Annotated in this window: 24 protein-coding genes and 1 riboswitch; of the genes, 12 read left to right on the top strand and 12 right to left on the bottom strand. The window is 61.3% G+C overall.

All coding sequences use genetic code 11. The features are described from left to right. Nucleotides 1–10: 10 nt before the first annotated feature. On the top strand, nt 11–679 hold the full coding sequence (locus tag ACIOVD_RS00940) for a polysaccharide lyase family 7 protein (RefSeq protein WP_401125576.1): 669 nt from the start codon (nt 11–13) through the stop codon (nt 677–679). A gap of 166 nt (nt 680–845) precedes the next feature. Next, nucleotides 846–2,075 carry an alanine racemase gene (gene alr / locus ACIOVD_RS00935; RefSeq protein ID WP_401125575.1) on the top strand — a complete coding sequence of 410 codons (1,230 nt, stop codon included), beginning with the start codon at nt 846–848 and terminating at the stop codon, nt 2,073–2,075. A gap of 71 nt (nt 2,076–2,146) precedes the next feature. On the opposite strand, the gene fba is transcribed toward alr, so the two are convergent. The 6 genes from fba to tkt form a co-directional block, all read right to left on the bottom strand. Next, nucleotides 2,147–3,211 carry a class II fructose-bisphosphate aldolase gene (fba, locus tag ACIOVD_RS00930; protein ID WP_027617054.1) on the bottom strand — a complete coding sequence of 355 codons (1,065 nt, stop codon included), beginning with the start codon at nt 3,209–3,211 and terminating at the stop codon, nt 2,147–2,149. A 116-nt stretch (nt 3,212–3,327) separates the two neighbouring features. Next, nucleotides 3,328–3,660 carry an MliC family protein gene (locus ACIOVD_RS00925; RefSeq protein ID WP_095164426.1) on the bottom strand — a complete coding sequence of 111 codons (333 nt, stop codon included), beginning with the start codon at nt 3,658–3,660 and terminating at the stop codon, nt 3,328–3,330. Between the two features lie 59 nt (nt 3,661–3,719). Beyond that, complete coding sequence (locus ACIOVD_RS00920) at nt 3,720–3,941, bottom strand: hypothetical protein (protein ID WP_095164428.1); 222 nt, start codon at nt 3,939–3,941, stop codon at nt 3,720–3,722. A 33-nt stretch (nt 3,942–3,974) separates the two neighbouring features. Then, nucleotides 3,975–5,138: a phosphoglycerate kinase gene (locus ACIOVD_RS00915; protein WP_095164430.1), complete on the bottom strand. Its 1,164-nt coding sequence runs from the start codon at nt 5,136–5,138 to the stop codon at nt 3,975–3,977. Between the two features lie 25 nt (nt 5,139–5,163). Beyond that, on the bottom strand, nt 5,164–6,219 hold the full coding sequence (epd, locus tag ACIOVD_RS00910) for an erythrose-4-phosphate dehydrogenase (protein WP_095164432.1): 1,056 nt from the start codon (nt 6,217–6,219) through the stop codon (nt 5,164–5,166). A 151-nt stretch (nt 6,220–6,370) separates the two neighbouring features. Beyond that, nucleotides 6,371–8,368 (bottom strand): transketolase, encoded by a 1,998-nt coding sequence (tkt, locus tag ACIOVD_RS00905; RefSeq protein ID WP_159998351.1) that lies wholly within the window; start codon nt 8,366–8,368, stop codon nt 6,371–6,373. A gap of 273 nt (nt 8,369–8,641) precedes the next feature. Here tkt and ACIOVD_RS00900 point away from each other — a divergent pair, with 273 nt between their 5' ends. From ACIOVD_RS00900 to ACIOVD_RS00885, 4 genes are all read left to right on the top strand, one after another. Next, nucleotides 8,642–9,637 (top strand): metalloregulator ArsR/SmtB family transcription factor, encoded by a 996-nt coding sequence (locus ACIOVD_RS00900; protein WP_095164446.1) that lies wholly within the window; start codon nt 8,642–8,644, stop codon nt 9,635–9,637. Between the two features lie 19 nt (nt 9,638–9,656). Then, complete coding sequence (gene metK / locus ACIOVD_RS00895; RefSeq protein WP_401125570.1) at nt 9,657–10,847, top strand: methionine adenosyltransferase; 1,191 nt, start codon at nt 9,657–9,659, stop codon at nt 10,845–10,847. Nucleotides 10,848–10,999: 152 nt separating this feature from the next. After that, nucleotides 11,000–12,685, top strand: a complete 1,686-nt coding sequence (ligB, locus tag ACIOVD_RS00890; protein ID WP_401125568.1) for an NAD-dependent DNA ligase LigB — start codon at nt 11,000–11,002, stop codon at nt 12,683–12,685. Nucleotides 12,686–12,778: 93 nt separating this feature from the next. Beyond that, nucleotides 12,779–13,174, top strand: coding sequence for a DUF1090 domain-containing protein (locus tag ACIOVD_RS00885; protein ID WP_095164451.1), 396 nt, complete (start codon nt 12,779–12,781; stop codon nt 13,172–13,174). A gap of 79 nt (nt 13,175–13,253) precedes the next feature. Here ACIOVD_RS00885 and ACIOVD_RS00880 read toward each other — a convergent pair whose 3' ends face one another. Beyond that, nucleotides 13,254–13,703: a cytochrome c gene (locus ACIOVD_RS00880; protein ID WP_095164453.1), complete on the bottom strand. Its 450-nt coding sequence runs from the start codon at nt 13,701–13,703 to the stop codon at nt 13,254–13,256. A gap of 129 nt (nt 13,704–13,832) precedes the next feature. Between ACIOVD_RS00880 and ACIOVD_RS00875 the strand changes: the two genes are divergently transcribed. Beyond that, a complete protein-coding gene (locus ACIOVD_RS00875; RefSeq protein WP_401125564.1) occupies nt 13,833–15,005 on the top strand; it encodes a murein transglycosylase A in 1,173 nt (390 codons plus the stop codon). Between the two features lie 9 nt (nt 15,006–15,014). Here ACIOVD_RS00875 and ACIOVD_RS00870 read toward each other — a convergent pair whose 3' ends face one another. Beyond that, nucleotides 15,015–15,398: an MAPEG family protein gene (locus tag ACIOVD_RS00870; protein ID WP_095164457.1), complete on the bottom strand. Its 384-nt coding sequence runs from the start codon at nt 15,396–15,398 to the stop codon at nt 15,015–15,017. A gap of 38 nt (nt 15,399–15,436) precedes the next feature. Continuing rightward, nucleotides 15,437–16,270, bottom strand: a complete 834-nt coding sequence (locus ACIOVD_RS00865; protein ID WP_095164459.1) for an EamA family transporter — start codon at nt 16,268–16,270, stop codon at nt 15,437–15,439. Nucleotides 16,271–16,463: 193 nt separating this feature from the next. Here ACIOVD_RS00865 and ACIOVD_RS00860 point away from each other — a divergent pair, with 193 nt between their 5' ends. After that, entirely contained in the window at nt 16,464–17,639 is a 1,176-nt protein-coding gene (locus tag ACIOVD_RS00860) for an MFS transporter (RefSeq protein WP_401125562.1), read from the top strand. On the opposite strand, the gene ACIOVD_RS00855 is transcribed toward ACIOVD_RS00860, so the two are convergent. The 3 genes from ACIOVD_RS00855 to ACIOVD_RS00845 all read right to left on the bottom strand — a co-directional run bounded on the left by ACIOVD_RS00855 (nt 17,620) and on the right by ACIOVD_RS00845 (nt 20,968). Beyond that, a complete protein-coding gene (locus tag ACIOVD_RS00855) occupies nt 17,620–19,482 on the bottom strand; it encodes a DUF3857 domain-containing transglutaminase family protein (protein WP_401125560.1) in 1,863 nt (620 codons plus the stop codon). The two genes, ACIOVD_RS00860 and ACIOVD_RS00855, sit on opposite strands and share 20 nt — an antisense overlap. A 127-nt stretch (nt 19,483–19,609) precedes the next feature. Continuing rightward, a complete protein-coding gene (locus ACIOVD_RS00850; protein ID WP_401125558.1) occupies nt 19,610–20,491 on the bottom strand; it encodes a formate/nitrite transporter family protein in 882 nt (293 codons plus the stop codon). A gap of 72 nt (nt 20,492–20,563) precedes the next feature. Beyond that, the gene (locus ACIOVD_RS00845) at nt 20,564–20,968 is read right to left on the bottom strand and encodes an acyl-CoA thioesterase (RefSeq protein WP_027617039.1); all 405 of its coding nucleotides are present in this window, start codon (nt 20,966–20,968) and stop codon (nt 20,564–20,566) included. A 197-nt stretch (nt 20,969–21,165) separates the two neighbouring features. Next, nucleotides 21,166–21,268: riboswitch (S-adenosyl-L-homocysteine riboswitch) on the top strand. A gap of 23 nt (nt 21,269–21,291) precedes the next feature. On the opposite strand from ACIOVD_RS00845, the gene ahcY reads away from it, so the two are divergent. The 4 genes from ahcY (at nt 21,292) to ACIOVD_RS00825 (ending at nt 25,786) form a co-directional block, all read left to right on the top strand. Continuing rightward, the gene (ahcY, locus tag ACIOVD_RS00840; RefSeq protein WP_401125555.1) at nt 21,292–22,701 is read left to right on the top strand and encodes an adenosylhomocysteinase; all 1,410 of its coding nucleotides are present in this window, start codon (nt 21,292–21,294) and stop codon (nt 22,699–22,701) included. 200 nt (nt 22,702–22,901) lie between these two features. After that, nucleotides 22,902–23,747: a methylenetetrahydrofolate reductase [NAD(P)H] gene (metF, locus tag ACIOVD_RS00835; RefSeq protein WP_401125553.1), complete on the top strand. Its 846-nt coding sequence runs from the start codon at nt 22,902–22,904 to the stop codon at nt 23,745–23,747. Between the two features lie 84 nt (nt 23,748–23,831). Next, a complete protein-coding gene (locus ACIOVD_RS00830; protein WP_401125550.1) occupies nt 23,832–24,914 on the top strand; it encodes a hypothetical protein in 1,083 nt (360 codons plus the stop codon). A gap of 56 nt (nt 24,915–24,970) precedes the next feature. Then, complete coding sequence (locus tag ACIOVD_RS00825) at nt 24,971–25,786, top strand: ABC transporter substrate-binding protein (protein ID WP_159998376.1); 816 nt, start codon at nt 24,971–24,973, stop codon at nt 25,784–25,786. Nucleotides 25,787–25,856 lie beyond the last annotated feature (70 nt).

Below are 25,856 nucleotides of genomic sequence, written 5' to 3'. Positions count from 1 at the left end.
TTCTTTGACGATGATCGATCTCGCAACCTGGAACCTCAGCGTTCCCGTTGGCACTCCCCCGGCTACCATCGATACCCCGAAACTGGTCAGTGGTTTCAAGAACCAGTATTTCCATTCCAACACCGGCACCCTGTTTTTCTGGGCACCGGTCACCGGAACCCGCACTGAAAACGCGATCTATCCACGCACCGAGCTGCGCGAAACCTTCAGCAACGGCACCCTGCGCAATTGGCTCTACCCGGACGCCGACAACTCGTTGCGGGCCACCCTGGCGGTTAACCAGGTGCCGAGCTCGGGCAAGCTGGTCATCGGCCAGATCCACGCGTACGACAGCCAGAAACCGCTGGTGAAACTCGAGTACCAGTACAAAAGCACAACCGCCACCGGCAACATCGTCGCCAAGGTACGGATGCGCCCGGATGATGCCGAAGGCCGGGTGATCACCATCGCCAGCGGGGTCAAGCTCGACCGCGACTTCTCGTACCTGATTCATTTGAGCCCGGGCGGCGCCCTGGGGATCAGCGCCGCCGGCTCCCAGTGGGACAGCCAGATCAGCACCACCTGGCGCAACAAACCGCTGTATTTCAAGGCCGGGGTCTATGTGCAGGACAACAGTGGCAACAGCCAGGAAGGCGGCAAGGTGACCTTCAGCAAGCTGGACATCGATCACGACAAATAAACGCGTGTGGTACGGGCGAATCAGCAAGGTGACGGGAGACAGATGCAGCACCACGACGCTTTCAGACAGATCCGCGTCGAGGGGGTCGACATTTCTGTAGGACAATCTGAGTATTGCCCCGCGTAAATACGACACCCCCTACAAGAACGTCATGGAGACACACCCGATGCCCTTTACTCGCTCCCTTCTCGCACTCTCTCTGGGCATGGTTTTGTTGCACAACCCGGTCTTCGCCGCACCACCTTTGTCGATGGCCGATGGGGTGGCCCAGGTCCACGCCCAGGACAGCAACGCCTGGGTCGAAATCAACAAAAGCGCGTTCGAAAACAACATTCGCGCCCTGCAGGCCACCCTCGCCGACAAATCAAAAATCTGCGCCGTACTCAAGGCGGACGCCTACGGCCACGGCATTGGTCTGCTCATGCCCTCGGTGATCGCCATGGGCGTGCCGTGCGTGGGCGTTGCCAGCAACGAAGAAATCCGTGTGGTGCGTGAAAGCGGCTTCAAGGGCCAGCTTATCCGCGTGCGCACGGCCGCCTTGAGCGAGTTGGAAGCAGCCCTGCCCTACAACGTCGAAGAGCTGGTGGGTAACCTCGACTTCGCCGTCAAAGCCAGCCTGATTGCCGAACAGCATGGCCGCCCGCTAGTGGTGCACATTGGCCTGAACTCCAGCGGCATGAGCCGCAATGGCGTGGAAATGACCACCGCCCAGGGTCGCCGTGACGCAGTCGCCATTACCAAGGTGCCGAACCTCGACGTGCGGGCGATCATGACCCACTTCGCGGTCGAAGACGCCGCCGACGTGCGTGCTGGCCTCAAAGCGTTCAACCAGCAAGCCAAATGGCTGATGAGCGTGGCCCAACTGGACCGCAGCAAGATCACCCTGCATGCGGCCAACTCCTTCGCCACCCTGGAAGTGCCCGAGTCACACCTGGACATGGTCCGTCCCGGCGGCGCGTTGTTCGGCGACACCGTGCCGTCCCATACCGAATACACCCGGGTGATGCAGTTCAAATCCCACGTCGCCTCGGTCAACAGCTACCCCAAGGGCAACACGGTCGGCTACGACCGCACCTTCACCCTGGCCCGTGACTCGAAGCTGGCCAACATCACCGTGGGCTACTCCGACGGCTACCGCCGTGCCTTCACCAACAAAGGCATCGTGCTGATCAACGGTCATCGTGTGCCGGTCGTCGGCAAAGTCTCGATGAATACCTTGATGGTCGACGTTACCGACGTACCGAGCGTCAAAGGCGGTGATGAGGTGGTGCTGTTCGGCAAGCAGGGCAACGCCGAGATTGCCCAGGCAGAAGTCGAAGACATCAACGGCGCGCTGCTGGCCGACCTGTATACGGTGTGGGGCAACTCCAACCCGAAACTGCTGGTCGACAAATAAGCCAACGCCGAGCACAAAAAAACCCGCCTTCCGGCGGGTTTTTTCAATGCAGGTGGTGCAACGCTTAAGGCTTAGTTGACCTTGGCGTTCAGCTCACCTTTGAGGTAACGCTGGTACATCGCTTCCAGGGAGATCGGCTTGATCTTCGAAGCGTTGCCGGCAGTACCGAAGGCTTCGTAACGCGCGATGCACACGTCACGCATGGCGGTCACGGTGGCGCCGAAGAATTTACGCGGGTCGAACTCGCTCGGGTTGGTGGCCATCAGGCGACGCATCGCACCGGTGGATGCCAGGCGCAGGTCGGTGTCGATGTTGACCTTGCGCACGCCGTGCTTGATGCCTTCGACGATTTCTTCAACCGGTACGCCGTAGGTTTCTTTGATGTCGCCGCCGTACTGGTTGATGATCGCCAGCCACTCTTGCGGAACCGAGGACGAACCGTGCATCACCAGGTGGGTGTTAGGGATGCGCTTGTGGATTTCCTTGATGCGGTCGATCGCCAGCACGTCACCGGTAGGTGGCTTGGTGAACTTGTAGGCGCCGTGGCTGGTGCCGATGGCGATGGCCAGGGCATCGACCTGAGTGCGCTTGACGAAGTCAGCTGCTTCTTCCGGGTCGGTCAGCATCTGGCTGTGGTCCAGCACGCCTTCGGCGCCGATGCCGTCTTCTTCACCGGCCATGCCGGTTTCCAGCGAACCCAGGCAGCCCAGCTCGCCTTCTACCGATACGCCGCAGGCGTGGGCCAGGGCTACGGTCTGCTGGGTGACACGGACGTTGTAGTCGTAGTCGGTCGGGGTCTTGCCGTCTTCACCCAGGGAGCCGTCCATCATGACCGAGCTGAAGCCCAGTTGGATCGAGCGCTGGCAGACGTCAGGGCTGGTGCCGTGGTCCTGGTGCATGCACACCGGGATATGCGGGAACTCTTCGATCGCCGCCAGGATCAGGTGCCGCAGGAATGGCGCGCCAGCGTATTTACGGGCGCCGGCCGAAGCCTGGACGATCACCGGGGAGTCAGTCTTGTCAGCGGCTTCCATGATGGCGCGCATCTGCTCAAGGTTGTTTACGTTGAAAGCTGGAACGCCGTAGCCGAATTCGGCGGCGTGGTCCAGCATCTGGCGCATGCTGATAAGTGCCATTGTGTGTGTCTCTCCCGGTTTAGGGTCGTTAATCGTGCAAGCCTGCCGTAGCGGCGGCTGCTATTCAAGTTATTGCTGATCGGGGGTAAGGCCGACCTGCGTGTATTCGCTGTGTGTTACTTGGCCTTGCAGCCACGGCCGATCAAATCGTTGGTGGCAACCCAGTACACCAGGCCTTCCTCACCTTTGAGGTGAAAGGCCAGTTGGTCGTCGCTGTACAACGTGCCACTGCCGGCCGGTTCAAGCTTCAAGCGATGCACCTGATCATCCCCCAGCCGCACCTCCACGGTGTCCTGCGTGGCATCGGTGAAGCGCCAGTGCACCTGGGCCTGGCTGTCGCAGACCCAGTCGGTCCACGTGCCGGACGCTGCCGGCGCTGATGCAAACGGGTTCAAACTGGCGCAACCGGCAAGTACTGCCAGGGACACCACGGCGATCAAGCCTTTCATCCATCTTCCTCGGCGGTCGGCACACGCCAACCGCACTGGGCGTTAGTGAATCAGACCGGTCAGGGACAACCCTGTTCCTTGGCCGGAGTGTGCGTCTCGTACTTATCCAGGCCCTCGGGCCCGGAACGCTTGTTGAGCACCGGGTTGGTTTCCGCCTGCCAGTCGGCCTGGTAACAGCCTTTGTCGGGCGCGCCGGTGTCCGGGTCCTTGGCGGCCTTGGGATTACTCCCACAGCCGGCCAGCACTGCCGCGGCGATCAACGTCGCTAACGTCTTGACCATGTGAACACTCCTTTGCCTGGTCAACGGGCGGCCTCAGGCCTTGGCCCGGCTTTCCAGGACTTCTACGGCCGGCAGCACCTTGCCTTCGACGAATTCGAGGAATGCGCCGCCACCGGTAGAAATGTAGGAGATTTGCTCGGCAACGCCATATTTATCGATGGCCGCCAGGGTATCGCCGCCGCCCGCGATGGAGAACGCCGAGCTGTCTGCGATGGCCTGGGCCAGCACTTTGGTACCGTTGCCGAACTGATCGAATTCAAACACGCCCACTGGACCGTTCCACAGAATAGTCTTCGACGACTTCAGCAGCTCAGCGAAATGCGCTGCAGTCTGTGGGCCGATGTCCAGGATCATGTCGTCTTCAGCCACATCAGCGATCAGCTTGACGGTGGCCGTGGCGCTCTCGGCGAATTCCTTGGCAACCACCACGTCGACCGGCAATGGCACGCTGACTTTGCCGGCGATAGCGCGCGCGGTGTCCAGCAGGTCAGGCTCGTACAGGGACTTGCCGACCGGGTGCCCCGCCGCTGCGAGGAAGGTGTTGGCGATGCCGCCGCCGACGATCAACTGGTTGCAGATCTGGCTCAGGCTGTTGAGCACGTCCAGCTTGGTCGAGACCTTGGAGCCGGCCACGATGGCGGCCATTGGCTGGGCCGGGGCACCCAGGGCCTTGCCCAGTGCATCCAGCTCGGCAGCCAGCAGGGGACCCGCTGCGGCCACCTTGGCGAACTTGGCCACGCCGTGGGTCGAACCCTCGGCACGGTGCGCGGTGCCGAAGGCGTCCATCACGAACACGTCGCACAGGGCGGCGTACTGCTGGGCCAGTTCGTCGGCGTTCTTTTTCTCGCCCTTGTTGAAGCGCACGTTTTCAAACAGCACGATGTCGCCGGCCTTGACGTCGACGCCGCCCAGGTAGTCGGCCACCAGCGGCACGTCACGACCCAGCGCCTTGCTCAGGTACGCCGCAACCGGTGCCAGGCTGTTCTCGGCCGAGAATTCACCTTCGGTCGGACGACCCAGGTGCGAGCAGACCATCACGGCCGCGCCTTTTTCCAGGGCCAGCTTGATGGTCGGCAGCGAAGCCAGGATACGCGCATCGCTGGTGACTACACCGTCCTTGACTGGGACGTTGAGGTCTTCGCGGATCAATACGCGCTTACCTTGCAGATCGAGGTCGGACATCTTCAACACGGTCATGGGTCGCACTTCCTGTTAGCTCAGGTTAGAGAGCAGGTTTCTTGATAGCTGTTTGCAGATAGTGTTCTGCAACATCCAGCATTCGGTTGGCAAAACCCCATTCGTTGTCGAACCAGGCCAGGACGTTCACCAGCCGGGGGCCGGAGACGCGGGTCTGACTGGCATCGACAATCGCCGAATGTGGGTCATGGTTAAAATCACAACTGGCGTGAGGCAGTTCGGTGTACGCCAGCAAGCCCTTGAGCGGGCCGCTGGTGGCGGCCTCGCGCAGGAGCCGGTTGACCTCGGTGGCGTCGGTGTCGGTCACCGTCTGCATGGTGATATCCAGGCAGGACACATTCACCGTCGGCACCCGTACCGCTTTGGCCTGAATTCGCCCGGCAAGTTCCGGCAACAGGCGTTCGATGCCACGCGCCAGACCAGTGGACACCGGGATCACCGACTGGAACGCCGAGCGGGTGCGGCGCAGGTCCTCGTGGTGATAGGCATCGATCACCGGCTGGTCGTTCATCGCCGAGTGGATAGTGGTGATTGACACGTAGTCCAGGCCAAATGCCTGGTCCAGCAAGCGCAGCAACGGCACACCACAGTTGGTGGTGCAGGACGCGTTGGACACCAGCAGCTCAGCGCCGGTCAGGCAGTCCTGGTTGACACCAAAGACGATGGTGGCGTCGACATCGGCCTCGCTGGCCATCGGCTGGGAGAACAACACCCGTGGTGCGCCGGCGTCGAGGAACCGCTGGCCGTCGGCGCGGGTGTTGTAGGCACCGGAACATTCGAGCACCAGATCGACGCCCAGGGACGCCCAATCGATGCCTTCGGGGGTGGCACTGCGCAGGACCTTCACGCAGTCGCCATTAATATGCAGACAATCGCCATCGACCTTCACTTCGCCGGGAAACCGGCCGTGGGTGGAGTCGAAGCGTGTCAGGTATTCAATACTGGCCATGTCAGCCAGATCGTTGATCGCGACAATTTCAAACCCAGCCGCCGAGCCTCGCTCGAACAACGCCCGCAAGACGCAACGACCAATGCGGCCGTAGCCGTTGAGTGCAACTTTGTAAGGACGCGGTTGAGGCATGGGGTTCTCGATTACCGTGGTGAATCCGTTAATGCAGCGTCGCCTGACCGACCGCTATCGCGGGCAAGCCCGCTCCCACATGGACGGTGTATATCCCTGTGGGAGCGGGCTTGCCCGCGATGGCGTCGGCTCAGGCAACACCTTTTCTGGATCAGTCTTCCAGCAGCTCTTCAGCCTGGCCCAGGATGTTCTCCAGGGTAAAGCCGAACTCTTCGAACAAGGCTGGCGCAGGCGCCGACTCGCCGTAGGTGGTCATGCCGATGACGCGGCCTTCCAGGCCCACGTACTTGTACCAGTAGTCGGCGTGAGCCGCCTCGATGGCGATACGGGCGCTGACTTGCAACGGCAGGACCGATTGCTTGTAGCCGGCGTCCTGGGCTTCGAAGACGCTGGTGCACGGCATGGAAACCACACGCACTTTGCGACCCTGCTCGGTCAGTTTGTCGTACGCCTGAACGGTCAGGCCCACTTCGGAACCGGTGGAGATCAGGATCAGTTCCGGCTCGCCGACACAGTCCTTGAGCACATAGCCGCCACGGCTGATGTCGGCGATCTGCGCGTCGGTACGAACCTGGTGTTGCAGGTTCTGACGCGAGAAGACCAACGCCGAAGGACCGTCCTTGCGCTCAATTGCATGCTTCCAGGCCACGGCCGATTCGACCGCGTCGGATGGGCGCCAGGTGTCCAGGTTTGGCGTGGTCCGCAGGCTGGTCAGTTGCTCGACCGGCTGGTGGGTCGGACCGTCTTCGCCCAGGCCAATGGAGTCGTGGGTGTAGACATGGATCACACGCTTTTTCATCAGCGCCGCCATGCGTACCGCATTGCGGGCGTATTCCATGAACATCAGGAAGGTCGCGCCGTAAGGCACCAGGCCGCCGTGCAGGGCAACACCGTTCATGATGGCGCTCATGCCGAACTCGCGCACGCCGTAGTACATGTAGTTGCCGCTGGCGTCTTCAGCGCTGACGCCCTTGCAACCTTTCCACAGGGTCAGGTTGGAACCGGCCAGGTCAGCCGAACCGCCGAGCACTTCCGGCAACAGCGGGCCGAACGCGTTCAGGGCGTTCTGGCTGGCTTTACGGCTGGCGATGGTTTCGCCCTTGGCAGCGACTTCGGCGATGTAGGCCGAGGCTTTTTCCGAGAAGTCAGCCGGCAGCTCACCGCTCAGGCGACGGATCAGTTCGTTGGCTTCGCTCGGGAACGCGGCAGAATAGGCAGCAAAACGCTGATCCCACTCGGATTCGACGGCGCGGCCGCTTTCCTTGGCATCCCATTCGGCATAGATATCGGCCGGGATTTCAAACGGGCCGTGGTTCCACTTCAGCGCCGCACGGGTCAGGGCGATTTCCGCGTCACCCAGTGGGGCGCCGTGGCAGTCTTCCTTGCCTTGCTTGTTCGGCGAACCGAAGCCGATGGTGGTCTTGCAGCAGATCAGGGTCGGCTGCTCGCTTTTGCGGGCAGTCTCGATCGCGGTCTTGATCTCTTCCGGGTCGTGACCGTCAACGTTGCGGATCACCTGCCAGTTGTAGGCTTCGAAACGCTTGGGCGTGTCGTCGGTGAACCAGCCTTCGACTTCGCCGTCGATAGAGATGCCGTTGTCATCGTAGAAGGCGATCAGCTTGCCCAGGCCCAGGGTACCGGCCAGGGAAGCGACTTCGTGGGAAATGCCTTCCATCATGCAGCCATCACCCAGGAACACATAGGTGTGGTGGTCGACAATGTTGTGCCCAGGACGGTTGAACTGCGCCGCCAGGACTTTTTCCGCCAGGGCGAAGCCCACAGCGTTGGCCAGGCCCTGACCCAGCGGGCCAGTGGTGGTTTCAACGCCCGGGGTGTAACCGAACTCCGGGTGGCCCGGGGTACGGCTGTGCAGTTGACGGAAGTTTTTCAGGTCATCGATCGACAGGTCGTAGCCAGTCAGATGCAGCAGCGAGTAGATCAACATCGAGCCATGACCGTTGGACAGCACGAAGCGGTCACGGTCGGCGAACGATGGATTGCTCGGGTTGTGCTTGAGGTAGTCACGCCAAAGTACTTCGGCGATATCCGCCATACCCATAGGGGCACCGGGATGGCCGCTGTTGGCTTTTTGCACGGCATCCATGCTGAGGGCACGAATGGCGTTGGCACGCTCACGACGGCTGGGCATCGCTGTTCTCCTGAGGATTTTGAATCGAGAGTGAATAAAACGGCACGGAAAAAAGGCGAGCATTTTCCCTCAGCGGATAGCCCGGGGGCAATGACAGATAGTCGATCAGGCACATTATTCCTGTGGATAACTGCTCATTGCCTGGGTGAAACCTTTCCGCATCTGGTTTGTAGAGTAAGGTTCGGCGGAAGAAGTGCCATCCATCGAGCAATATCAAAACTTTTTGATATTGAACTTGCGATGATTTCGAGGCGTGACTAGACTGCCGGCCTTATGAACCTACGCGCGCCTTCCATTCGCCCCGACGATTGTGATGAGCTGGCGGCCCTGTGCAAGGCCGGCGGCGATCCGTTGCGCCTGAATGTATTGCGCGCCCTGGCCAATGACTCGTTTGGCGTGCTGGAACTGGCGCAGATCTTTGCCACCGGCCAATCGGGCATGAGCCACCACCTCAAAGTGCTGGCCCAGGCCGACCTGGTGGCGACTCGCCGTGAAGGCAATGCGATTTTTTATCGACGCGCCCTGCCCCACACCGAACTGCCGGGCGGCAAGCTGCATGCGGCCCTGCTTGAAGAAGTCGACAACCTGACCCTGCCCAGTGACGTGCAATCACGCATCGCACAAGTTCACGGGCAAAGGGCTGCCGCAAGCCAGGATTTTTTCTCACGGGTTGCGGAGAAGTTTCGTGCCCAACAAGACTTGATTGCTGGCCTGCCGCAGTACCGCGAAAGTGTGCTGGCGCTGCTCGACAAACTCAGCTTCAGTGACATGGCCACCGCGATTGAAGTCGGCCCCGGGGATGGCAGTTTTCTCCCGGAACTGGCCCGGCGCTTCAGTCAGGTCACGGCGCTCGACAACAGCCCGGCGATGCTCGAACTGGCGCGCCAGGTGTGTGAGCGGGAAAGGTTGACTAACGTCAGCCTGCAACTGGCCGATGCCTTGAATGGCGTGAGCCTGGCAGCCGACTGTGTGGTACTGAATATGGTCCTGCACCATTTCGCCGCCCCGGCTGATGCGCTCAAGCACATGGCTGGCTTGCTACAACCAGGCGGCAGCCTGCTCGTGACAGATTTATGCAGTCACAACCAAAGTTGGGCCAGGGAGGCCTGCGGTGATCTTTGGTTGGGGTTTGAACAGGACGATCTGGCCCGTTGGGCCACCGCTGCGGGACTCGTTCCCGGGGAAAGTCTCTATGTAGGCTTACGTAATGGTTTCCAGATCCAGGTCCGCCATTTTCAGCGACCGGCTGGCGACACTCACCATCGGTAAATTTCAGGAAAACATCGAGATGAGCGAATACTCCCAGTTCACCTCCGAGTCCGTGTCTGAAGGGCATCCGGACAAAATCGCCGACCAGATTTCTGATGCGGTGCTGGACGCAATCATTGCTGAAGACAAGTTCGCCCGTGTGGCGTGCGAGACTCTGGTGAAAACGGGCGTGGCGATCATCGCCGGCGAAGTCACTACCTCGGCCTGGGTTGACCTGGAGCAGATCGTTCGTGACGTCATCACCGACATCGGCTACACCAGCTCCGACGTCGGTTTCGACGGCGCAACCTGCGGCGTGATGAACATCATCGGCAAGCAGTCCCCGGACATCAACCAGGGTGTCGACCGCGCCAAGCCAGAAGACCAGGGCGCCGGCGACCAGGGCCTGATGTTCGGCTACGCCAGCAACGAAACCGAAGTGCTGATGCCAGCGCCGATCACCTTCTCGCACCAGCTTGTACAAAGGCAAGCCGAAGCCCGTAAATCCGGGCTGTTGCCGTGGCTGCGCCCGGATGCCAAGTCCCAGGTTACCTGCCGCTACGAAGGCGGCAAGGTCGTCGGCATCGACGCCGTCGTCCTGTCGACCCAGCACAACCCGGACGTGTCGTACAAAGACCTGCGCGAAGGCGTGATGGAGCTGATCGTCAAGCACGTACTGCCGGCCGAACTGCTGAGCAAGGACACCCAGTTCCACATCAACCCGACTGGCCAGTTCATCATTGGTGGCCCGGTTGGCGACTGCGGCCTGACCGGCCGCAAGATCATCGTCGACAGCTATGGCGGCATGGCCCGTCACGGCGGCGGCGCGTTCTCCGGCAAGGATCCATCGAAGGTTGACCGTTCGGCTGCCTACGCCGGTCGCTACGTAGCCAAGAACATCGTGGCCGCCGGCCTGGCCGAGCGTTGCGAGATTCAGGTGTCCTACGCCATCGGCGTCGCTCAGCCTACCTCGATCTCGCTGAACACCTTCGGCACCGGCAAGATCAGCGATGACAAGATCGTCAAGCTGGTGCGCGAAGTGTTCGACCTGCGTCCATACGCCATCACCAAAATGCTCGACCTGCTGCACCCGATGTACCAGGAAACCGCAGCCTACGGCCACTTCGGCCGCACGCCGCAAACCAAGACCGTGGGCGAAGACACCTTCACCACGTTCACCTGGGAAAAAACCGACCGCGCCGACGCCTTGCGCGCTGCTGCCGGCCTGTAAGCCCTACGGGCTACAACACAAGCCCCGCCCGGTTCGCCGCGCGGGGCTTGTGCTTTTTCGGGGTGGCGACACACCCTGCAAAGCACTTGGCAACGCCCGCTTCGGTCCTGATCTAGCCTTGAGTTTCTCCCCCTCGAGCAAGGACGCTCACGATGCCGGTTCGCTCCCCCCTGTTGCTCGGCCTATGCCTGGGCAGCGTCTGCCTGCTGGCCAATGCCAGCCCCTGCCCCGATTGGCCGGCCGAGCGCGCCGGGGCTGAAATCGAGGCCTTGCAGCAACAGCTCCAGCGCTGGGACGAGCGCTATCACCGCCAGGGCCAGTCACCGGTGGCGGATGAACTCTATGATCAGTCCCGCGCCCGGCTCAGCGCCTGGCGTAGCTGCTTCAATACCCACGCGGCAGCCGACAATCCGTTACTGACCGCTCGCGGCACCCTGGCCCACCCCACGCCCCATACCGGCCTGGACAAACTCAGCGACGGCCAGGCCGTCAAAGACTGGCTAGCCTCACGCCAGCAGGTCTGGGTGCAGCCCAAGGTCGACGGGGTGGCCGTGACCCTGGTCTACCAGCAGGGCCGACTGACCCAGGCCATCAGTCGGGGCGACGGCATCCTCGGACAGGACTGGACCGCCCAGGCCCGCAAACTCAGCGCCGTCCCCCAGCAATTGCCGAAAGCCATCGACCTGCTGGTGCAGGGCGAGCTCTATTGGCGCCTGACCGATCACGTGCAGGCCACGGCAGGCAGCCGCAATGCCCGCAGCAACGTGGCCGGGCTGATGGCCCGCAAGACCCTGCAGCCCCAGGAGGCCGACGGGATTGGACTGTTCGTCTGGGACTGGCCCCGGGGCCCCGTTGAGCTACCGTTCCGTGCCGCAGCCCTGACTGCCCTGGGATTCAACGACACGCAGCCCTTCAGCCAACCGATCCAGACCTTTGCCGATGCCGAGCGCTGGCGTGAGCATTGGTATCGCACGCCGCTGCCGTTCGCCACGGACGGCATCGTCCTGCGCCAGCAACAACGACCGTCCGCCGAACGCTGGCAAGCCAGGTCGCCCTATTGGGCCATCGCCTGGAAATATCCCTTCGCCCAGGCCCTGGCCGAGGTCCGCAAGGTGCACTTCAAGACCGGGCGCACCGGACGCATCACCCCGGTGCTGGAGCTTGTGCCCTTTACGCTCGATGACCGGCAGATCAAACGAGTGAGCGTCAGTTCACTGCAACGATGGCAACGCCTGGATATCCGCCCTGGCGATCATGTCGCGATAAGTCTGGCTGGCCTGACCATCCCGCGACTCGACAGCGTGGTACTGCGCAGCACTGAACGCGCCCAGGTCCTGGTGCCGCGCGCTGAAGACTTTCATCCACTGAGTTGCTGGCAACCGACGCCCGGTTGTGAAAACCAGTTCCTGGCGCGCCTGACCTGGCTCAGTGGCAAGCAGGGTCTGGCCTTGGCACAGGTAGGCCCCGGTACTTGGGAGAAGCTGGTCCAGGCCGGCCGTATCAAAGGGTTACTGGATTGGTTGACCCTCGATGCCCAAGAGCTTGCTACCATTGACGGTTTCGGCGAGCGCAACAGCGCACGCCTGCTGGAGAGCCTGCAACGTGCCCGTCAGCAACCATTCACCCGCTGGCTCAAGGCCTTGGGGGTTCCGCCCACGGGCGCGGCCAATCTGGCAGGTCCATGGCAGTTGCTGGCACAGCGAGACACCGCTCAATGGTTAGCCGAAGGTGCAATCGGCCCGGGCCGCGCGGCGCAGTTAAGCGCCTTTTTTCGCGACCCGCATGTGCAGGCCTTGAGCGAACAATTACGGGCTGCCGGTATCGACGGGTTTGAGTGACCGGGATACCTGCAGCATTGAACCCAACGAGTATCGATGCGCTCAAACAGGCCATCTGCTCGTCGACTTGATTACCTGTTAAACGGAGCTTTCATGAAACGTCTTTCACCGCTCGCCCTGTTGACCCTGTGCAGCGTCCTGGCTGCCCCCCTGATGGCGGCCGAACAAGCCCCGGAACTCACCGGCTGCGCCGCCAAGCGCCAGTCCATCAGCACCCAGATCGAGCAGGCCAAGGCCCACGGTAATGCCGAGCAACAGGCTGGCCTGGAAAAGGCCCTGAGCGAAGTCACCGCCCACTGCACCGATGCTTCCCTGAAAAAAGAACGCGAAAGCAAGGTGCTCGATGCCAAGCACGAGGTCAGCAAGCGTCAGGCCGACCTCGACAAGGCGATGAAAAAGGGCGATCCGGAGAAGATCAACAAACGCAAAGACAAACTCGCCGAGTCCCGCAAGGAATTGCAGGAAGCGCTGGACGAGCTGGATAAGTAAGCACAACGCCTAATCCTGATTGTGCAGGAGCACGCGGCGCCCGCTTGCGGCTTGCCAGCTCCCGCACACGTCAGCGCACTCAGTGGTCGCGAAACTCTTTATGACAGGCACTGCACGCGTCTTCGACTTTCTGCACCGCAGGGCCGAGGTTGCTTGCCTTGTAGGGCTGGACCTGGCTGGCGACCACCAATTGAGCGGTAGCCGCTTCCAGCGTGCGGGCCATTTCCTGGAAGCGCGCCTGTTTCTGCCAGACCTCATCCTTGGCGCTGCTGTGATCCTCCTCGCGAACCTGGGGGAAATGCTTCCACGGTTCCCGGGACAAGGTATCCAGCTTGACGGCACCTTCGGCAAAACGCGGACCGTCGAACGGTATGCGTCCGCGCAACATGCCGCCCAGGTCTTCACCGGTCTTGAGCATTTGCTTGAAGATCGCCTTGCGCTGACCCAGCGGCGAGTTCGGATCGACACCGCCACAGGCAGACAGCGTCAGGCAGGCCAGCAATACAACAGAAATTCTTTTAAGAGTCATGGTGGCTCAAGGTCACGGAAATCGGCGGCCAGTATCCTCGCCTGATCCGCAAAGACCAATAGCCCTATTAACAATAAGGGTTGCCTGAGTACCTGAAGGACTCCGGCAGCCGGTCATAGGAAGTACCGCATGAACAGTCGTTTCAAGGCCTGGCGCAAGCACCTGGGCTGGACCTTTCCGATGATCGCCCTCCTCGCCGGTTGCAACGGTGGCGATAACACCCAGCCGCAAACCCATGCGCTGGCCACCTACTCCAGCGCGACCTGGGACGCCTTACCGGCGGTGTCCGATAACGACCTGCTCGCCGGGTTCGGTTCATGGCGCAGCGCCTGCACCCGCCTCAAGGCCGATCCGGTCTGGGGCGCGCCCTGCGCCGCCGCGGCCAACGTGCCACAAGACGCCAGGGCAATCCGCGCCTTCCTCAAGGAACAACTTCAGGTCTACGGCCTGCGCTCCTCCGGCGGGAACGCCAACGGCTTGATCACCGGTTATTACGAACCGGTGTACCCCGGCAGCTTGACGCAGACCCCGGCAGCCAACGTGCCGATCTATGGTGTGCCGGAAGACATGATCATCGTCTCCCTCGAGAGCATTTACCCCGAGCTCAAGGGTAAGCGCCTGCGCGGCCGCCTCGAAGGGCGAGTACTAAAGCCTTACGATGACGCCGCCACCATCGGGACCCAAGGGGTCAAGGCGCCGATAGTGGCCTGGCTGACCGACCCGATGGACCTGCAATTCCTGCAGATCCAGGGCTCGGGCCGGGTCCAACTGGCCGATGGCCGACAACTGCGCATCGCCTACGCCGACCAGAACGGCCACCCGTACCGGCCCATTGGTCGCTGGTTGGTGGAACAGGGTGAACTGAAGAAAGAAGAGGTGACCATGGGCGCCATCAGCACCTGGGCCAAGGCCAACCCGACACGCATTCCCGAGCTGCTGGCCAGCAACCCGAGCTATGTGTTCTTCACCCGCAACCCCGACAGCAACGAAGGCCCACGCGGTTCACTGAACGTGCCGCTGACTTCGGGTTACAGCGTGGCGGTAGATCGCAAGGTGATTCCGCTGGGCAGCCTGCTGTGGCTATCGACCACGCGTCCCGATGGCACCCCATTGGTCCGCCCGGTGGCCGCGCAGGACACCGGCGGCGCGATCACTGGCGAAGTGCGCGCCGACCTGTTCTGGGGAACCGGCGATGCCGCCGGGCACTTGGCCGGCGACATGAAGCAGCAGGGACAGATCTGGATGTTATGGCCAAAAGGTGCGCCGCTGCCCCAACTGCCACAGGTGCCTGACAGCAAGTAACCGGCCGGTTCAGATCGAGACGAAAAAGAAGCTGACGATCAGCCCGACCCCGACAAACCACACCAGCGAACGCAGGATGGCCCAGTCGGCCAGGTAGCAGATGATGTACAGCAGGCGGCTGGTGATGAACAACACCGACAATACGTTGATCGTCACCAGCTCCGCGTTGCCGGCCAAATGCGCGACGATGACCGCCGCGGCGAATGCCGGGGTGATCTCGAAACTGTTGAGCTGGGCGGCATACGCGCGCTTGGCGAAGCCGTCCAGGGTCAACGCAAACGAGCGCGGGTCATGGTTGTCCCGCAGCCGGTAGCCGCCGCCGACCTTGGCGACGGCTGTGCACAGGTACGGCAGGAAAATCGCGATCAAGATGCACCACAGAGCCACAGTCATTACCGATTCCTTCTTGTTGGGGTTTTATGAGCCAGGGCTCAGAACTTCATCACGAGCATGCCAATCAGCACCAGTCCACAGGCTAAGAGTCGTGGTCTGCCGAAAGGTTCTTTGAGGTAACGCATACCGAAGAGCACCACCAGGATCACGCTGATCTCGCGCAACGCAGCCGCTTCGGCAATCGACCCCAACTGCATGGCCCAGAGCACCAGAGCGTAGCTGAACAACACGCAGAATCCGACCGCCAGTCCCAGCCGCCACTGCTCTCGCCAGAACTGCATGAATGCTGGCCGCTTGCTCACCATGGCCAGCAACGGGAACGGCCAGGCACTGAGCAGCGTGACCCAGACCAGGTAATCCAGAGGATGCGACCAGCGACGAATAGCCTGTCCATCAATGAAGGTGTAGCAGCCGATGCACAGGCCGATCAACGCCACCACCGGCAGCATCGTCCACGGCAAGCGCTCGCCACCACCGCCCTGCCACAGCAGGCAAAGCATGCCGAACGGGATCAGCAGGATGCCGAGGATCTGCTGGGTGCTCAGCACTTCGCCGGCGAAAATCAGGGTCAACGCCAACACCACCAACGGCGACAACCCGCGCATCAACGGATAGACCAAGCCCAGGTCACCCACCCGATAGGCCTGGATCAGCAGGTAGCGATAAAGCAATTCAAAGGCCGCCGAAGCGAGGATCCACGGCCAGATGTCCAGCGGCGGCAAACTCACGAACGGCAGCGCCACCGCCACGAACAACAGCGCCACGCTGTCCATGCAGGCCACCACCAGCAGACGTTCAGCGCTGAACTTGATCAGGGTATTCCAGGCCGCGTGCAACAGCGCCGCCACCAAAACCAGAACTGTCGCGAGCACGTAGCCTCCTTGCCCAAGAGAATTGATTCGCCATATGTCAGTAGCTGTTTATACTGCAAGCGACCACGCCGCACTCACTTGCGCACATACTTATTCCAATAAATTTCTGCTACTGCCTGACTCTTCAACGATTCGGGAGCCGGCAGGCGTTCGCCTGATCAAAGCGTCAAGACTACCTATAGAGACCTTGCGCATGCCACTGGCCTTGCTTGCTTTGGCCGTTGCCGCTTTTGGCATCGGCACCACCGAATTTGTCATCATGGGCCTGCTGCCCGATGTTGCCCGCGACCTCGCGGTGAGCATCCCCGACGCCGGCCTGCTGATTACCGGCTACGCCCTGGGCGTGGTGTTCGGCGCCCCGATCCTCGCGATCGGTACTGCCAACATGCCCCGCAAGGCCACATTGCTGGGCATGACGCTGATGTTCATCCTCGGCAACATCCTCTGCGCCCTGGCGCCAAACTACGCCACGTTGATGGCGGCCCGAGTGATCACCGCACTGTGCCATGGGGCCTTCTTTGGCATCGGCTCGGTGGTCGCCGCCGGCCTGGTGGCACCGAACAAGCGGGCCCAGGCGATTGCGCTGATGTTCACCGGCCTGACCCTGGCCAATGTGCTGGGCGTCCCTCTGGGCACGGCCTTGGGCCAATACGCCGGCTGGCGCTCGACATTCTGGGCAGTGTCGGTAATCGGGGTGATTGCGGCCCTCGCCCAATGGCTGTGGCTGCCCAAGGACATCGCCATGGACAAGGCCAATCTGGCCAGTGAGTTCAAGGTGCTGGGCAAGCCCAGTGTCCTGCTGGCACTGGGCATGAGCGTGCTGGCGTCCACCAGCCTGTTCAGCGTATTTACCTACATCGCACCGATCCTGCAGGACATCACCGGCGTCAGCCCCCACGGCGTGACCCTCATGCTGCTGTTGTTCGGTGTCGGCCTGACGGCAGGCAGCATGCTTGGCGGAAAGCTGGCCGACAGCCGCTTGCTGCCATCACTGGTGGGCATGGCACTGGCCGTCATGGTGGTGTTGGCAGCGTTCAGCCAGACCAGCCATTCGGTGATCCCGGCGGCCATTACCCTGGTGCTCTGGGGCATATTCGCCTTTGCCCTGTGCCCGATCCTGCAACTGCTGATCATCGACCAGGCCCATGAAGCACCCAACCTCGGCTCGACCCTGAACCAGAGCGCTTTCAATCTGGGCAACGCTGCCGGCGCCTGGATCGGCGGACTGGTTGTTGCCAGCGGCGCGGACCTGGCGGACCTGCCCTGGACCGGCGCGCTGGTCAGCGGCTTGACCGTGCTGACCGCGCTGTACTTCATCTACCGGCAACGGCGCGCGAGCGCCACGACGCTTAAAGCGACTGCACAATGATCTGACTTTTCAGGTCATTGGCCGCTGCCTCGGCCATGGTTTTCATCGACTTGAAGTCATCCGGGGTGCACACCGCACCCGGTTGCTTGAAGTCGAAACGGCGCTTGACCACCACCGTGTTGCCTTCGCGGACATAGGTCGAACTGTAGTCGAACCGCTCATGGCTCAGCGTCACGTTCTTTGGTGCCGCGAGAATGCTGACATCCTGCGGGAACTCAAAACGCGCCTGCTCTTCGGTCACCCCGGAAATACAGGTGAACGCCTGAGTCCGCTCCGGCTCCATGAGCAGGCCAAAGACGCTTTGTGCAATGCCGCCGGCAAGGCTGCTCATGGTCAGCACGCCAATCGGTCCAGGTAGATTGACCAGGTTTTCCACGCGCCCGGCCATGCTCATTGCATAGTCCTGGCCGCTCTCCTCGAACTTTCCGGCATCAAAAGTGCCACTGCCATTGAGCCCGTAGGACGCGAGGATCTGCTGGATCATCAGGTCGCGGTCGGCGGGCTTCATCGACTTGACCCCGTAGCGGTTCACTTCGGCGGCCCAGCCAATCACATTGGAGGTATGGCTGAAGTCGGCCGCGCCTTTTGACGAGACCTTGAATAGCATGCTGTTTTCCACCAAGCCTTCTTGGAGGGCCGGCGTGTGCCCGACATCACCGGACTTGCTCAAGACCACCGGCTTGTCCAGCACTGGCACCGGCAGGTAACCGGCGGCAATGCCTTCGGCGGTGGAGTCGAGATACAGGTTCAGGCTCGGCACATAGGTGATGGCGTGGTTGAGCAGCCCCAGCGTCGGCACCTTGGGTAACACATAGGCATTGCCCAGGTTGACCAGGGCCGGCGAACTTTCGATCCCCACCGCCGCCAGCATGGCTTCCAGCAGCGCAACGTGGTCCTTGCAGTCGCCATAGCGGTTGGCCAGGATCGTATCCACCGGATGCGGCACAACACCACCAGGGCCGACGTAGACCGCAACATAACGAATGTTCTTGCGGACCCAGTCGCTCAGTGCAATAGCCTTGGCCCAGGGCGTGTCGAGCCCGGCCGTGAGGCCGTTGGCGAGGTCCTGGATCTGCGGCGTCAGGGTGCTGTGGGCCCGCGCATCGTAGGCCTTGGCGAACGTGGCGAAATCGCTGAACGTCGACACGGCCAGGTATTGGCCGTAGTCCAGGTAGGACACCGCCCCCTGCTCGATGCGCGCCTTTTGCGCAGGCACATAGTCCCAGCGATAGATTTTGCGTCCCGGTCCGGCGACGGGCGTGCTCGCGGTAAAGCCCTTGGCATCGGCGTGCAGCGGCATGTCGGCCGGCAGGTCATAGATCAGGGTGAATTGCCGGGTAGGGAAAAACGCCGGGTAGGAAAGGTCTTCAAAATGGCCAGGAAACAGCGCCGTGCTGCGTTTTTTCCTGAACTGAACCACCAGCCGGTCACCCACGGCAACCTCAGGGAAGATCACCACCTTGAGCAGCGTGTCCTGGAACATCGGTGCACCCGCAGACGCTTGCTCCTGCTGCTCCTTGATCTGGTCGGCCTGAACCTGCACCTTGCGTCCGTCAGGCTTTTGCGTATACGCCTGGACCACCTCCAGGGTTTCCAGGGTCCGGTTGTAACTCATCGAACGTTGCGCCCAGGCCTTGATCGCCCGCTCTTCGTTGATCAGGTACGCCGTTTCCCAAGTAGCGACAAAACTGCCGTCGGCATTGACCACATTGGTCTGGATTTCTTTCTCGATGGTTATCGAAAGGTCAGTGCCATCGTCCTTGGCCTGGGCGGTGCCCAAAGCCAGGACAGACACCAGCAGCGCACTCAGAAGGCGCGCAGGGGAGAAGCCTGAGAACTGCATAAAGATCCGTCTTTTTATGAATAGGAAGCGTTCGCAATATACAGCAAACGCTGCGCCATCATTTAGCCTCCCTTAAATATTGTTTAAATTCAGTCTATTACCAACGCTTGATAGGTGAACCGGGGCCTCACTTGTGCAATCTGTCGGGGGCAGCCACAGACTCTTCAGCCTTCTTCGGCGGCCCGCTCTCGCTGCGAATTTGCGCATGGCTCAGCAAGGCAAAGATAAAGCTGCCACCAATGATGTTCCCCGCCAGCGTAGGACCTGCAAACACCAACCAGAAGTCCGCCCATGACAATTGGCCCGCGAACACCAGGTAGGAGACTTCGGCCGAACCGACCACGATGTGGGTGAAGTCCCCCAGCGCCATCAGGTAAGTGATGAGGATAATGATCCACATCTTGGCGCTCTCCATGGACGGAATCATCCAGACCATGGTGGCGATCATCCAGCCAGAGACGATGCCCTTGGCGAACATCTTGCTGGCGTCGTTTTCCATGACCTTGCGCCCGATATCGAGGAAGGCCAGGTCGGTCTTGGTGTCGAAAATCGGCAGGTGCAACATCACGTAGGCCACCAGCAGGGTCCCACACAAATTGCCAAACAAGACCACCGTCCACAGGCGCAACAGCCGGCCGAAATTGTTCAACGTGGGTTTGGTCATGACCGGCAGCACGGCGGTCAGGGTGTTTTCCGTGAACAGCTGCTGGCGGGCGAGGATCACCGCCAGGAACCCGGCACAGTAGCCAAAACTGGCGATCACCTTGAAGGCCTCGCCGTCCGGCAGCCGCGAATTGAGCAGCCCCATGGCCATCAGCGACAGGCCCATGGTCAAACCGGCGGCCAAGGCAGACCACCAGAGCGCAGCGACACTGCGCTCCAGCTCCTGGTCACCCTGGGTACGAATGATCTCGTGCAACACTGCCGCGCGCGGTGGCTGGTTCTTGTCGACGTCGTGCTGTTCCTGCGCCGAAAGGTTCGGGGTCTTGCCGTCGTGTGCCGAGCTCATGGGATGCGCAACCGGTGGCGGGATATCTAGCTATGACCTGCGCAGCACAGATTCCGTTCTACAGGCCTTGCATCACTCGACGCCGGCGCCATCCTGGAACTGGTCCTTGACGTACTTGATCTCGGTCCGCCCGTGCGCGGCCGGCAGACCGTCCTCGCCGAGGTTCACAAAGACCATCTTCTCCACTGTGAGGATGCTTTTGCGGGTGATCTTGTTGCGCACCTCGCACGTCAGGGTGATCGAGGTACGACCGAACTCGGTGGCGGTGATGCCCAGTTCGATGATGTCGCCCTGGCGCGAGGCGCTGACAAAGTTGATTTCGGAAATGTACTTGGTGACCACGCGCTGGTTGCCCAGCTGGACGATGGCATAGATCGCCGCTTCTTCGTCGATCCAGCGCAACAGGCTACCGCCGAACAGCGTGCCGTTGGGGTTGAGGTCTTCGGGTTTTACCCATTTGCGGGTGTGGAAATTCATGCTCACTCCTGACCGTCTTGCCGATTGATGCCGCCCATCATGGCAGAGCCCGACGCAGAGCTCTACGCAGCATCGACTATGGTCTCGATCAAGATTATCAACCAGCCGACAGAAACCCTTTGGAAGATCCGCCCAGCCCGCTATAATCGCCCCCGTTTCAAAACGGTCATCTTCAATTGCTACCGTTTTCCCGCCACCTGTCCGAGGGGCGCTGCAGCAGGCTAGACCTGTCAGGCTCGGATGGGGCGTTGCCTGGCCTTGAATGGCCGGACACTAAACGCACAACGGCGCCCATTCGCATACATTACGAATGGAGGCTCTTCATGAGCGCTGTCAACACGCCTGCAGATTTCACCGACTACAAAGTCGCCGACATGTCCCTGGCTGCCTGGGGCCGTCGCGAAACCATCATCGCCGAATCGGAAATGCCGGCCCTGATGGGTCTGCGTCGCAAGTACGCCGAAGAGCAACCGCTCAAGGGTGCGAAGATCCTCGGCTGCATCCACATGACCATCCAGACTGCCGTGCTGATCGAAACCCTGGTTGCCCTGGGTGCCGAAGTGCGTTGGTCGTCCTGCAACATTTTCTCGACTCAGGACCAGGCTGCCGCGTCCATCGCCGCTGCCGGCATTCCGGTATTCGCCTGGAAAGGTGAAACCGAAGCTGAGTACGAGTGGTGCCTGGAGCAAACCATCCTCAAAGATGGCGCGCCATGGGACGCCAACATGATCCTCGACGACGGCGGCGATCTGACTCAGCTGCTGCACGACAAGTACCCACAGGTTCTGGATCGTGTCCACGGCGTGACCGAAGAAACCACCACCGGCGTGCACCGCCTGCTGGACATGCTGGCCAAGGGCGAGCTGAAAATCCCGGCCATCAACGTCAACGACTCGGTGACCAAGAGCAAGAACGACAACAAGTACGGCTGCCGTCACAGCCTCAACGACGCGATCAAGCGTGGTACCGACCACCTGCTGTCCGGCAAGCAAGCGCTGGTCATCGGCTACGGCGACGTGGGCAAGGGTTCCGCTCAGTCCCTGCGTCAGGAAGGCATGATCGTCAAGGTTTCCGAAGTTGACCCGATCTGCGCCATGCAAGCCTGCATGGACGGTTTTGAACTGGTATCGCCGTTCATCGACGGTATCAACACCGGCACCGAAGCAAGCATCGACAAGGCGCTGCTGGGCAAGATCGACCTGATCGTGACCACCACCGGTAACGTCAACGTTTGCGACTCGAACATGCTCAAGGCCCTGAAGAAGCGCGCTGTTGTCTGCAACATCGGCCACTTCGACAACGAAATCGACACCGCTTTCATGCGCAAGAACTGGGCATGGGAAGAAGTGAAGCCACAGGTGCACAAGATCCACCGCACCGGCCCTGGCGATTTCGACGCACAGAACGACGACTACCTGATCCTGCTGGCCGAAGGTCGCCTGGTGAACCTGGGTAACGCTACCGGTCACCCAAGCCGCATCATGGACGGCTCGTTCGCCAACCAGGTCCTGGCGCAGATCTTCCTGTTCGGCCAGAAGTACGCCGACCTGTCGCCAGCCCAGAAAGCCGAGCGCCTGACCGTTGAAGTACTGCCAAAGAAACTCGACGAAGAAGTGGCCCTGGAAATGGTCCGCGGTTTCGGCGGCGTCGTGACTCAACTGACCAAGACCCAGGCCGACTACATCGGTGTGACCGTCGAAGGTCCGTTCAAGCCGCACGCTTACCGTTACTGATAGGCCGCAGGTTTGCTGGCGATTGCGGTGTGTCCTGCGCACAGCATCGCCTGCTCTCCTGTAGGAGCGAGCCTGCTCGCGATGGTCGTAAACGATAACGCGTGCTGTCTGGATGAACGCGTTGCTCTTACGTTTTTCGCGAGCAAGCTCGCTCCTACAGGGGGCCAGCCTCCGCACTACGTGTTTCCAAGGATACGACCATGTCACAAGATCGTCGCTACAGCTTCGAGTTCTTCCCGACCAAGACCGATGCTGGGCATGAAAAGCTGCTCGCCACTGCTCGTCAGCTGGCCACCTACAACCCCGATTTCTTCTCCTGCACCTATGGCGCTGGTGGTTCGACCCGTGATCGCACGATCAACACCGTGTTGCAGCTGGAAAGCGAAGTCAAAGTCCCTGCCGCACCGCATCTGTCTTGCGTAGGCGACAGCAAGGCCGACCTGCGCGGCCTGCTGACTCAGTACAAGGCGGCGGGTATCACCCGCATCGTTGCCTTGCGCGGTGACCTGCCGTCGGGCATGGGCATGGCCAGCGGCGAACTGCGCCACGCCAATGACCTGGTGCAATTCATTCGTGAAGAAACCGGTGATCATTTCCACATCGAAGTTGCCGCCTACCCGGAAATGCACCCGCAAGCGCGCAATTTCGAAGACGATCTCACCAACTTCGTGCGCAAGGCCAATGCTGGCGCCGACAGCGCAATCACCCAGTACTTCTTCAACGCCGACAGCTACTTCTACTTCGTCGAGCGTGTACGGGCGATGGGCGTGAACATCCCGATCGTGCCGGGCATCATGCCGATCACCAACTACAGCAAGCTGGCGCGCTTCTCCGATGCCTGCGGCGCGGAAATCCCACGCTGGATCCGCAAGCAGCTGGAAGCCTACGGCGACGATACCCAGAGCATTCAGGGTTTCGGCGAGCAGGTGATCACGCAGATGTGTGAACGTTTGTTGCAGGGCGGCGCACCAGGGCTGCATTTCTATACCCTGAACCAGGCTGATCCTAGCCTCGCTGTCTGGAACAATCTGAAACTGCCGCGCTGATCACGGCAGTGCATTCAGAAAAATGGCCCTGGCGAACCCCAGGGCCTTTTTTTATCTGTCACTCAACCGGGAAAACCGTAGTAGATGTCGATTCCTAGCCCAACTCCGACCCCACAACTGATCTACCTGGTCTACGGTGCCTGCACTTACCACCAGGAAGCACTCTTCAGTATTGCCAGCGCTTTGGCGGGCCTGCGCAAGACGCCGGGGGAAGCGCTCGACATCCAGGTCTTCACCGACGACCCGGCGCCTTACCGCGACCTGCCAGTACGGATTCGCCAGTTCGACGAAGCCACCCGTCAGGGCTGGATCGCCCCCCACGGCTACCACTTCCGCGCCAAACACGCGGTCATGCAACAGGTGATGGCCGAGTCGGAGCTGGCCCTGTTGATCGACACCGACACCTTCTTCCACTGCTCGCCCCTGGAATTGTTCCGGCGCATCCAGCCCGGCACCCTGCTGTGCAACACCCTCGGCATGTCCTACGGCAGCAACAAGCAGACCCGCCTCTACCAGACCCTGGCCGAGGTGCTGCAACAGCGGCAACTGGCGGACGACCAGATGCCCCTGCTGAACTCCGGGGTCATCGGCCTGTACCGCGAAGATGCCGACATCCTCGCCCACTCCCTGGCGCTGATGGACGAGTTGTATCCCCTGGCCCAGGGCGCCTACACCCTTGAGGAGTTCTGCCTGTCGGTGGTCACCTACCGCCAGCGTCAGGTGCGTGAATGCCCGGACCTGATCCATCACTACTGGAGCCGCAAGGAGCTGTTTCGCGCCAAGACCAATGCCTGGCTGGAAAAACACCGCGCCAACCCCACCAGCACCCTGGCCCTGGACGAAACGTCCCTGGTGACGGCGACTCTGCCGCGGCCACCGGCCCTGCAGCGCCTGGCCTATAAAATCGTGACCCTGGCCCTGCCCCGCCAGCAGCGCCAGTTCATGCGTGAAATCCTCTACGGCTGCTACCGCCATGCCAATCCGTTTGATCAAGCCTGTACGCCGGTCTGGTGGGAAAAGGCTCATGCCAATGTGGAAAAACGCCTGAAACGACCACTGGAAAACGATCAATTGGAACGCTGGTTCAACCACCCGATCAACCGCCTGGTGCTGGGCCGGCGACGCGAAGCCATCTACCTACATCTGATGCAGGCAAAAGGCGACTAAGCCTCGGGCTAGACCGCCTCTAGCTATTTCCCCGCCTCTCGTCGTAATCTCCAGCGATGCCCGTCATTGCCCAATTGCTGACAGCCGCGCTTCTCGTTTGCCTGAGCTTTGCTGCCCGGGCGGAAAAGTTGCGCATCGTCACCGAGCCCTGGGCACCTTACGTGTACGAGGAAAATGGCCAACCCCGGGGGCTGGACTACGAAACCACGGCCATTGTCTTCCAGCGCCTGGGAATCGAAGTGCAATGGCAGTTCCTGCCCTGGAAGCGCTGCCTGGCCATGCTTGATCAAGGGCTGGCCGACGGCGCACTGGACATCTTCCATAGCAACGAACGCGACGCCACCCTGCTCTACCCCAGCGAACCGCTGTCGCAAGTCGAGTTCGTGATGTTCTATGCCAACGCCCGCCCGCACCCGTTCAACACCCTGGAAGACCTGCGCGGCCTGACCATCGGCACCTCCCCCGGCTACCTGTACAGCCAGGACTTTCGTGAATCCACGCTGTTTACCCGAGAGCCGGCGCCGACCCATGAAGCCAACTTCGGCAAGCTGGCACGCGGGCGCATCGACCTGTTGATTACCGACCGCCGGGTTGGGCAAACCCTGCTCGACAGCCTGGACCTGCGAGACCAGATCAGCGAAAACCCGACCGTCATCAGCCGCGAGAGCCAATTCCTGGCCGTGCGCCGCAATGCCGGCATGGACCTGCTGGTGCAGCGTTTCGGCGCCGAACTCAAGCGCTTCAAGCGTGAACCGGCGTACGCCCAACTCAGCGCACGTTATGGCGCCGCACCGGCCAAGGACCTGACGCTTGTGACCCCGCAAGCCCATGAAGAAAAAACCGTTGAGCAGCAGGAAAGCAGCGCACAGTGATTGCTCTGTTATACTCCGGCCTTCCCGCCAGGCTTACGCCCGGACGCTCGGCACTGTTTCAGGCCTCTCG

The sequence above is a fragment of the Pseudomonas sp. NPDC087626 genome, from assembly GCF_044743405.1.
Classification (GTDB): Bacteria; Pseudomonadota; Gammaproteobacteria; order Pseudomonadales; family Pseudomonadaceae; genus Aquipseudomonas.
Note: the sequence above shows the minus strand (reverse complement) of the source record. Positions and strands in the feature narration are given on the sequence as shown.

Bases quoted from the DNA above. Each gene is read 5' to 3' on its own strand.
- ACIOVD_RS00870 (WP_095164457.1), bottom strand. From the start codon at position 15,398: ATGACTGTGGCTCTGTGGTGCATCTTGATCGCGATTTTCCTGCCGTAC.
- epd (WP_095164432.1), bottom strand. From the start codon at position 6,219: ATGCCTCAACCGCGTCCTTACAAAGTTGCACTCAACGGCTACGGCCGC.
- ACIOVD_RS00885 (WP_095164451.1), top strand. From the start codon at position 12,779: ATGAAACGTCTTTCACCGCTCGCCCTGTTGACCCTGTGCAGCGTCCTG.
- ACIOVD_RS00860 (WP_401125562.1), top strand. From the start codon at position 16,464: ATGCCACTGGCCTTGCTTGCTTTGGCCGTTGCCGCTTTTGGCATCGGC.
- ACIOVD_RS00875 (WP_401125564.1), top strand. From the start codon at position 13,833: ATGAACAGTCGTTTCAAGGCCTGGCGCAAGCACCTGGGCTGGACCTTT.
- ACIOVD_RS00940 (WP_401125576.1), top strand. From the start codon at position 11: ATGATCGATCTCGCAACCTGGAACCTCAGCGTTCCCGTTGGCACTCCC.
- ligB (WP_401125568.1), top strand. From the start codon at position 11,000: ATGCCGGTTCGCTCCCCCCTGTTGCTCGGCCTATGCCTGGGCAGCGTC.
- metF (WP_401125553.1), top strand. From the start codon at position 22,902: ATGTCACAAGATCGTCGCTACAGCTTCGAGTTCTTCCCGACCAAGACC.
- ACIOVD_RS00850 (WP_401125558.1), bottom strand. From the start codon at position 20,491: ATGAGCTCGGCACACGACGGCAAGACCCCGAACCTTTCGGCGCAGGAA.
- ACIOVD_RS00830 (WP_401125550.1), top strand. From the start codon at position 23,832: ATGTCGATTCCTAGCCCAACTCCGACCCCACAACTGATCTACCTGGTC.
- ACIOVD_RS00925 (WP_095164426.1), bottom strand. From the start codon at position 3,660: ATGAAAGGCTTGATCGCCGTGGTGTCCCTGGCAGTACTTGCCGGTTGC.
- tkt (WP_159998351.1), bottom strand. From the start codon at position 8,368: ATGCCCAGCCGTCGTGAGCGTGCCAACGCCATTCGTGCCCTCAGCATG.
- metK (WP_401125570.1), top strand. From the start codon at position 9,657: ATGAGCGAATACTCCCAGTTCACCTCCGAGTCCGTGTCTGAAGGGCAT.
- ahcY (WP_401125555.1), top strand. From the start codon at position 21,292: ATGAGCGCTGTCAACACGCCTGCAGATTTCACCGACTACAAAGTCGCC.
- ACIOVD_RS00845 (WP_027617039.1), bottom strand. From the start codon at position 20,968: ATGAATTTCCACACCCGCAAATGGGTAAAACCCGAAGACCTCAACCCC.
- ACIOVD_RS00915 (WP_095164430.1), bottom strand. From the start codon at position 5,138: ATGACCGTGTTGAAGATGTCCGACCTCGATCTGCAAGGTAAGCGCGTA.
- alr (WP_401125575.1), top strand. From the start codon at position 846: ATGCCCTTTACTCGCTCCCTTCTCGCACTCTCTCTGGGCATGGTTTTG.
- ACIOVD_RS00900 (WP_095164446.1), top strand. From the start codon at position 8,642: ATGAACCTACGCGCGCCTTCCATTCGCCCCGACGATTGTGATGAGCTG.
- ACIOVD_RS00920 (WP_095164428.1), bottom strand. From the start codon at position 3,941: ATGGTCAAGACGTTAGCGACGTTGATCGCCGCGGCAGTGCTGGCCGGC.
- ACIOVD_RS00855 (WP_401125560.1), bottom strand. From the start codon at position 19,482: ATGCAGTTCTCAGGCTTCTCCCCTGCGCGCCTTCTGAGTGCGCTGCTG.
- ACIOVD_RS00825 (WP_159998376.1), top strand. From the start codon at position 24,971: ATGCCCGTCATTGCCCAATTGCTGACAGCCGCGCTTCTCGTTTGCCTG.
- ACIOVD_RS00880 (WP_095164453.1), bottom strand. From the start codon at position 13,703: ATGACTCTTAAAAGAATTTCTGTTGTATTGCTGGCCTGCCTGACGCTG.
- fba (WP_027617054.1), bottom strand. From the start codon at position 3,211: ATGGCACTTATCAGCATGCGCCAGATGCTGGACCACGCCGCCGAATTC.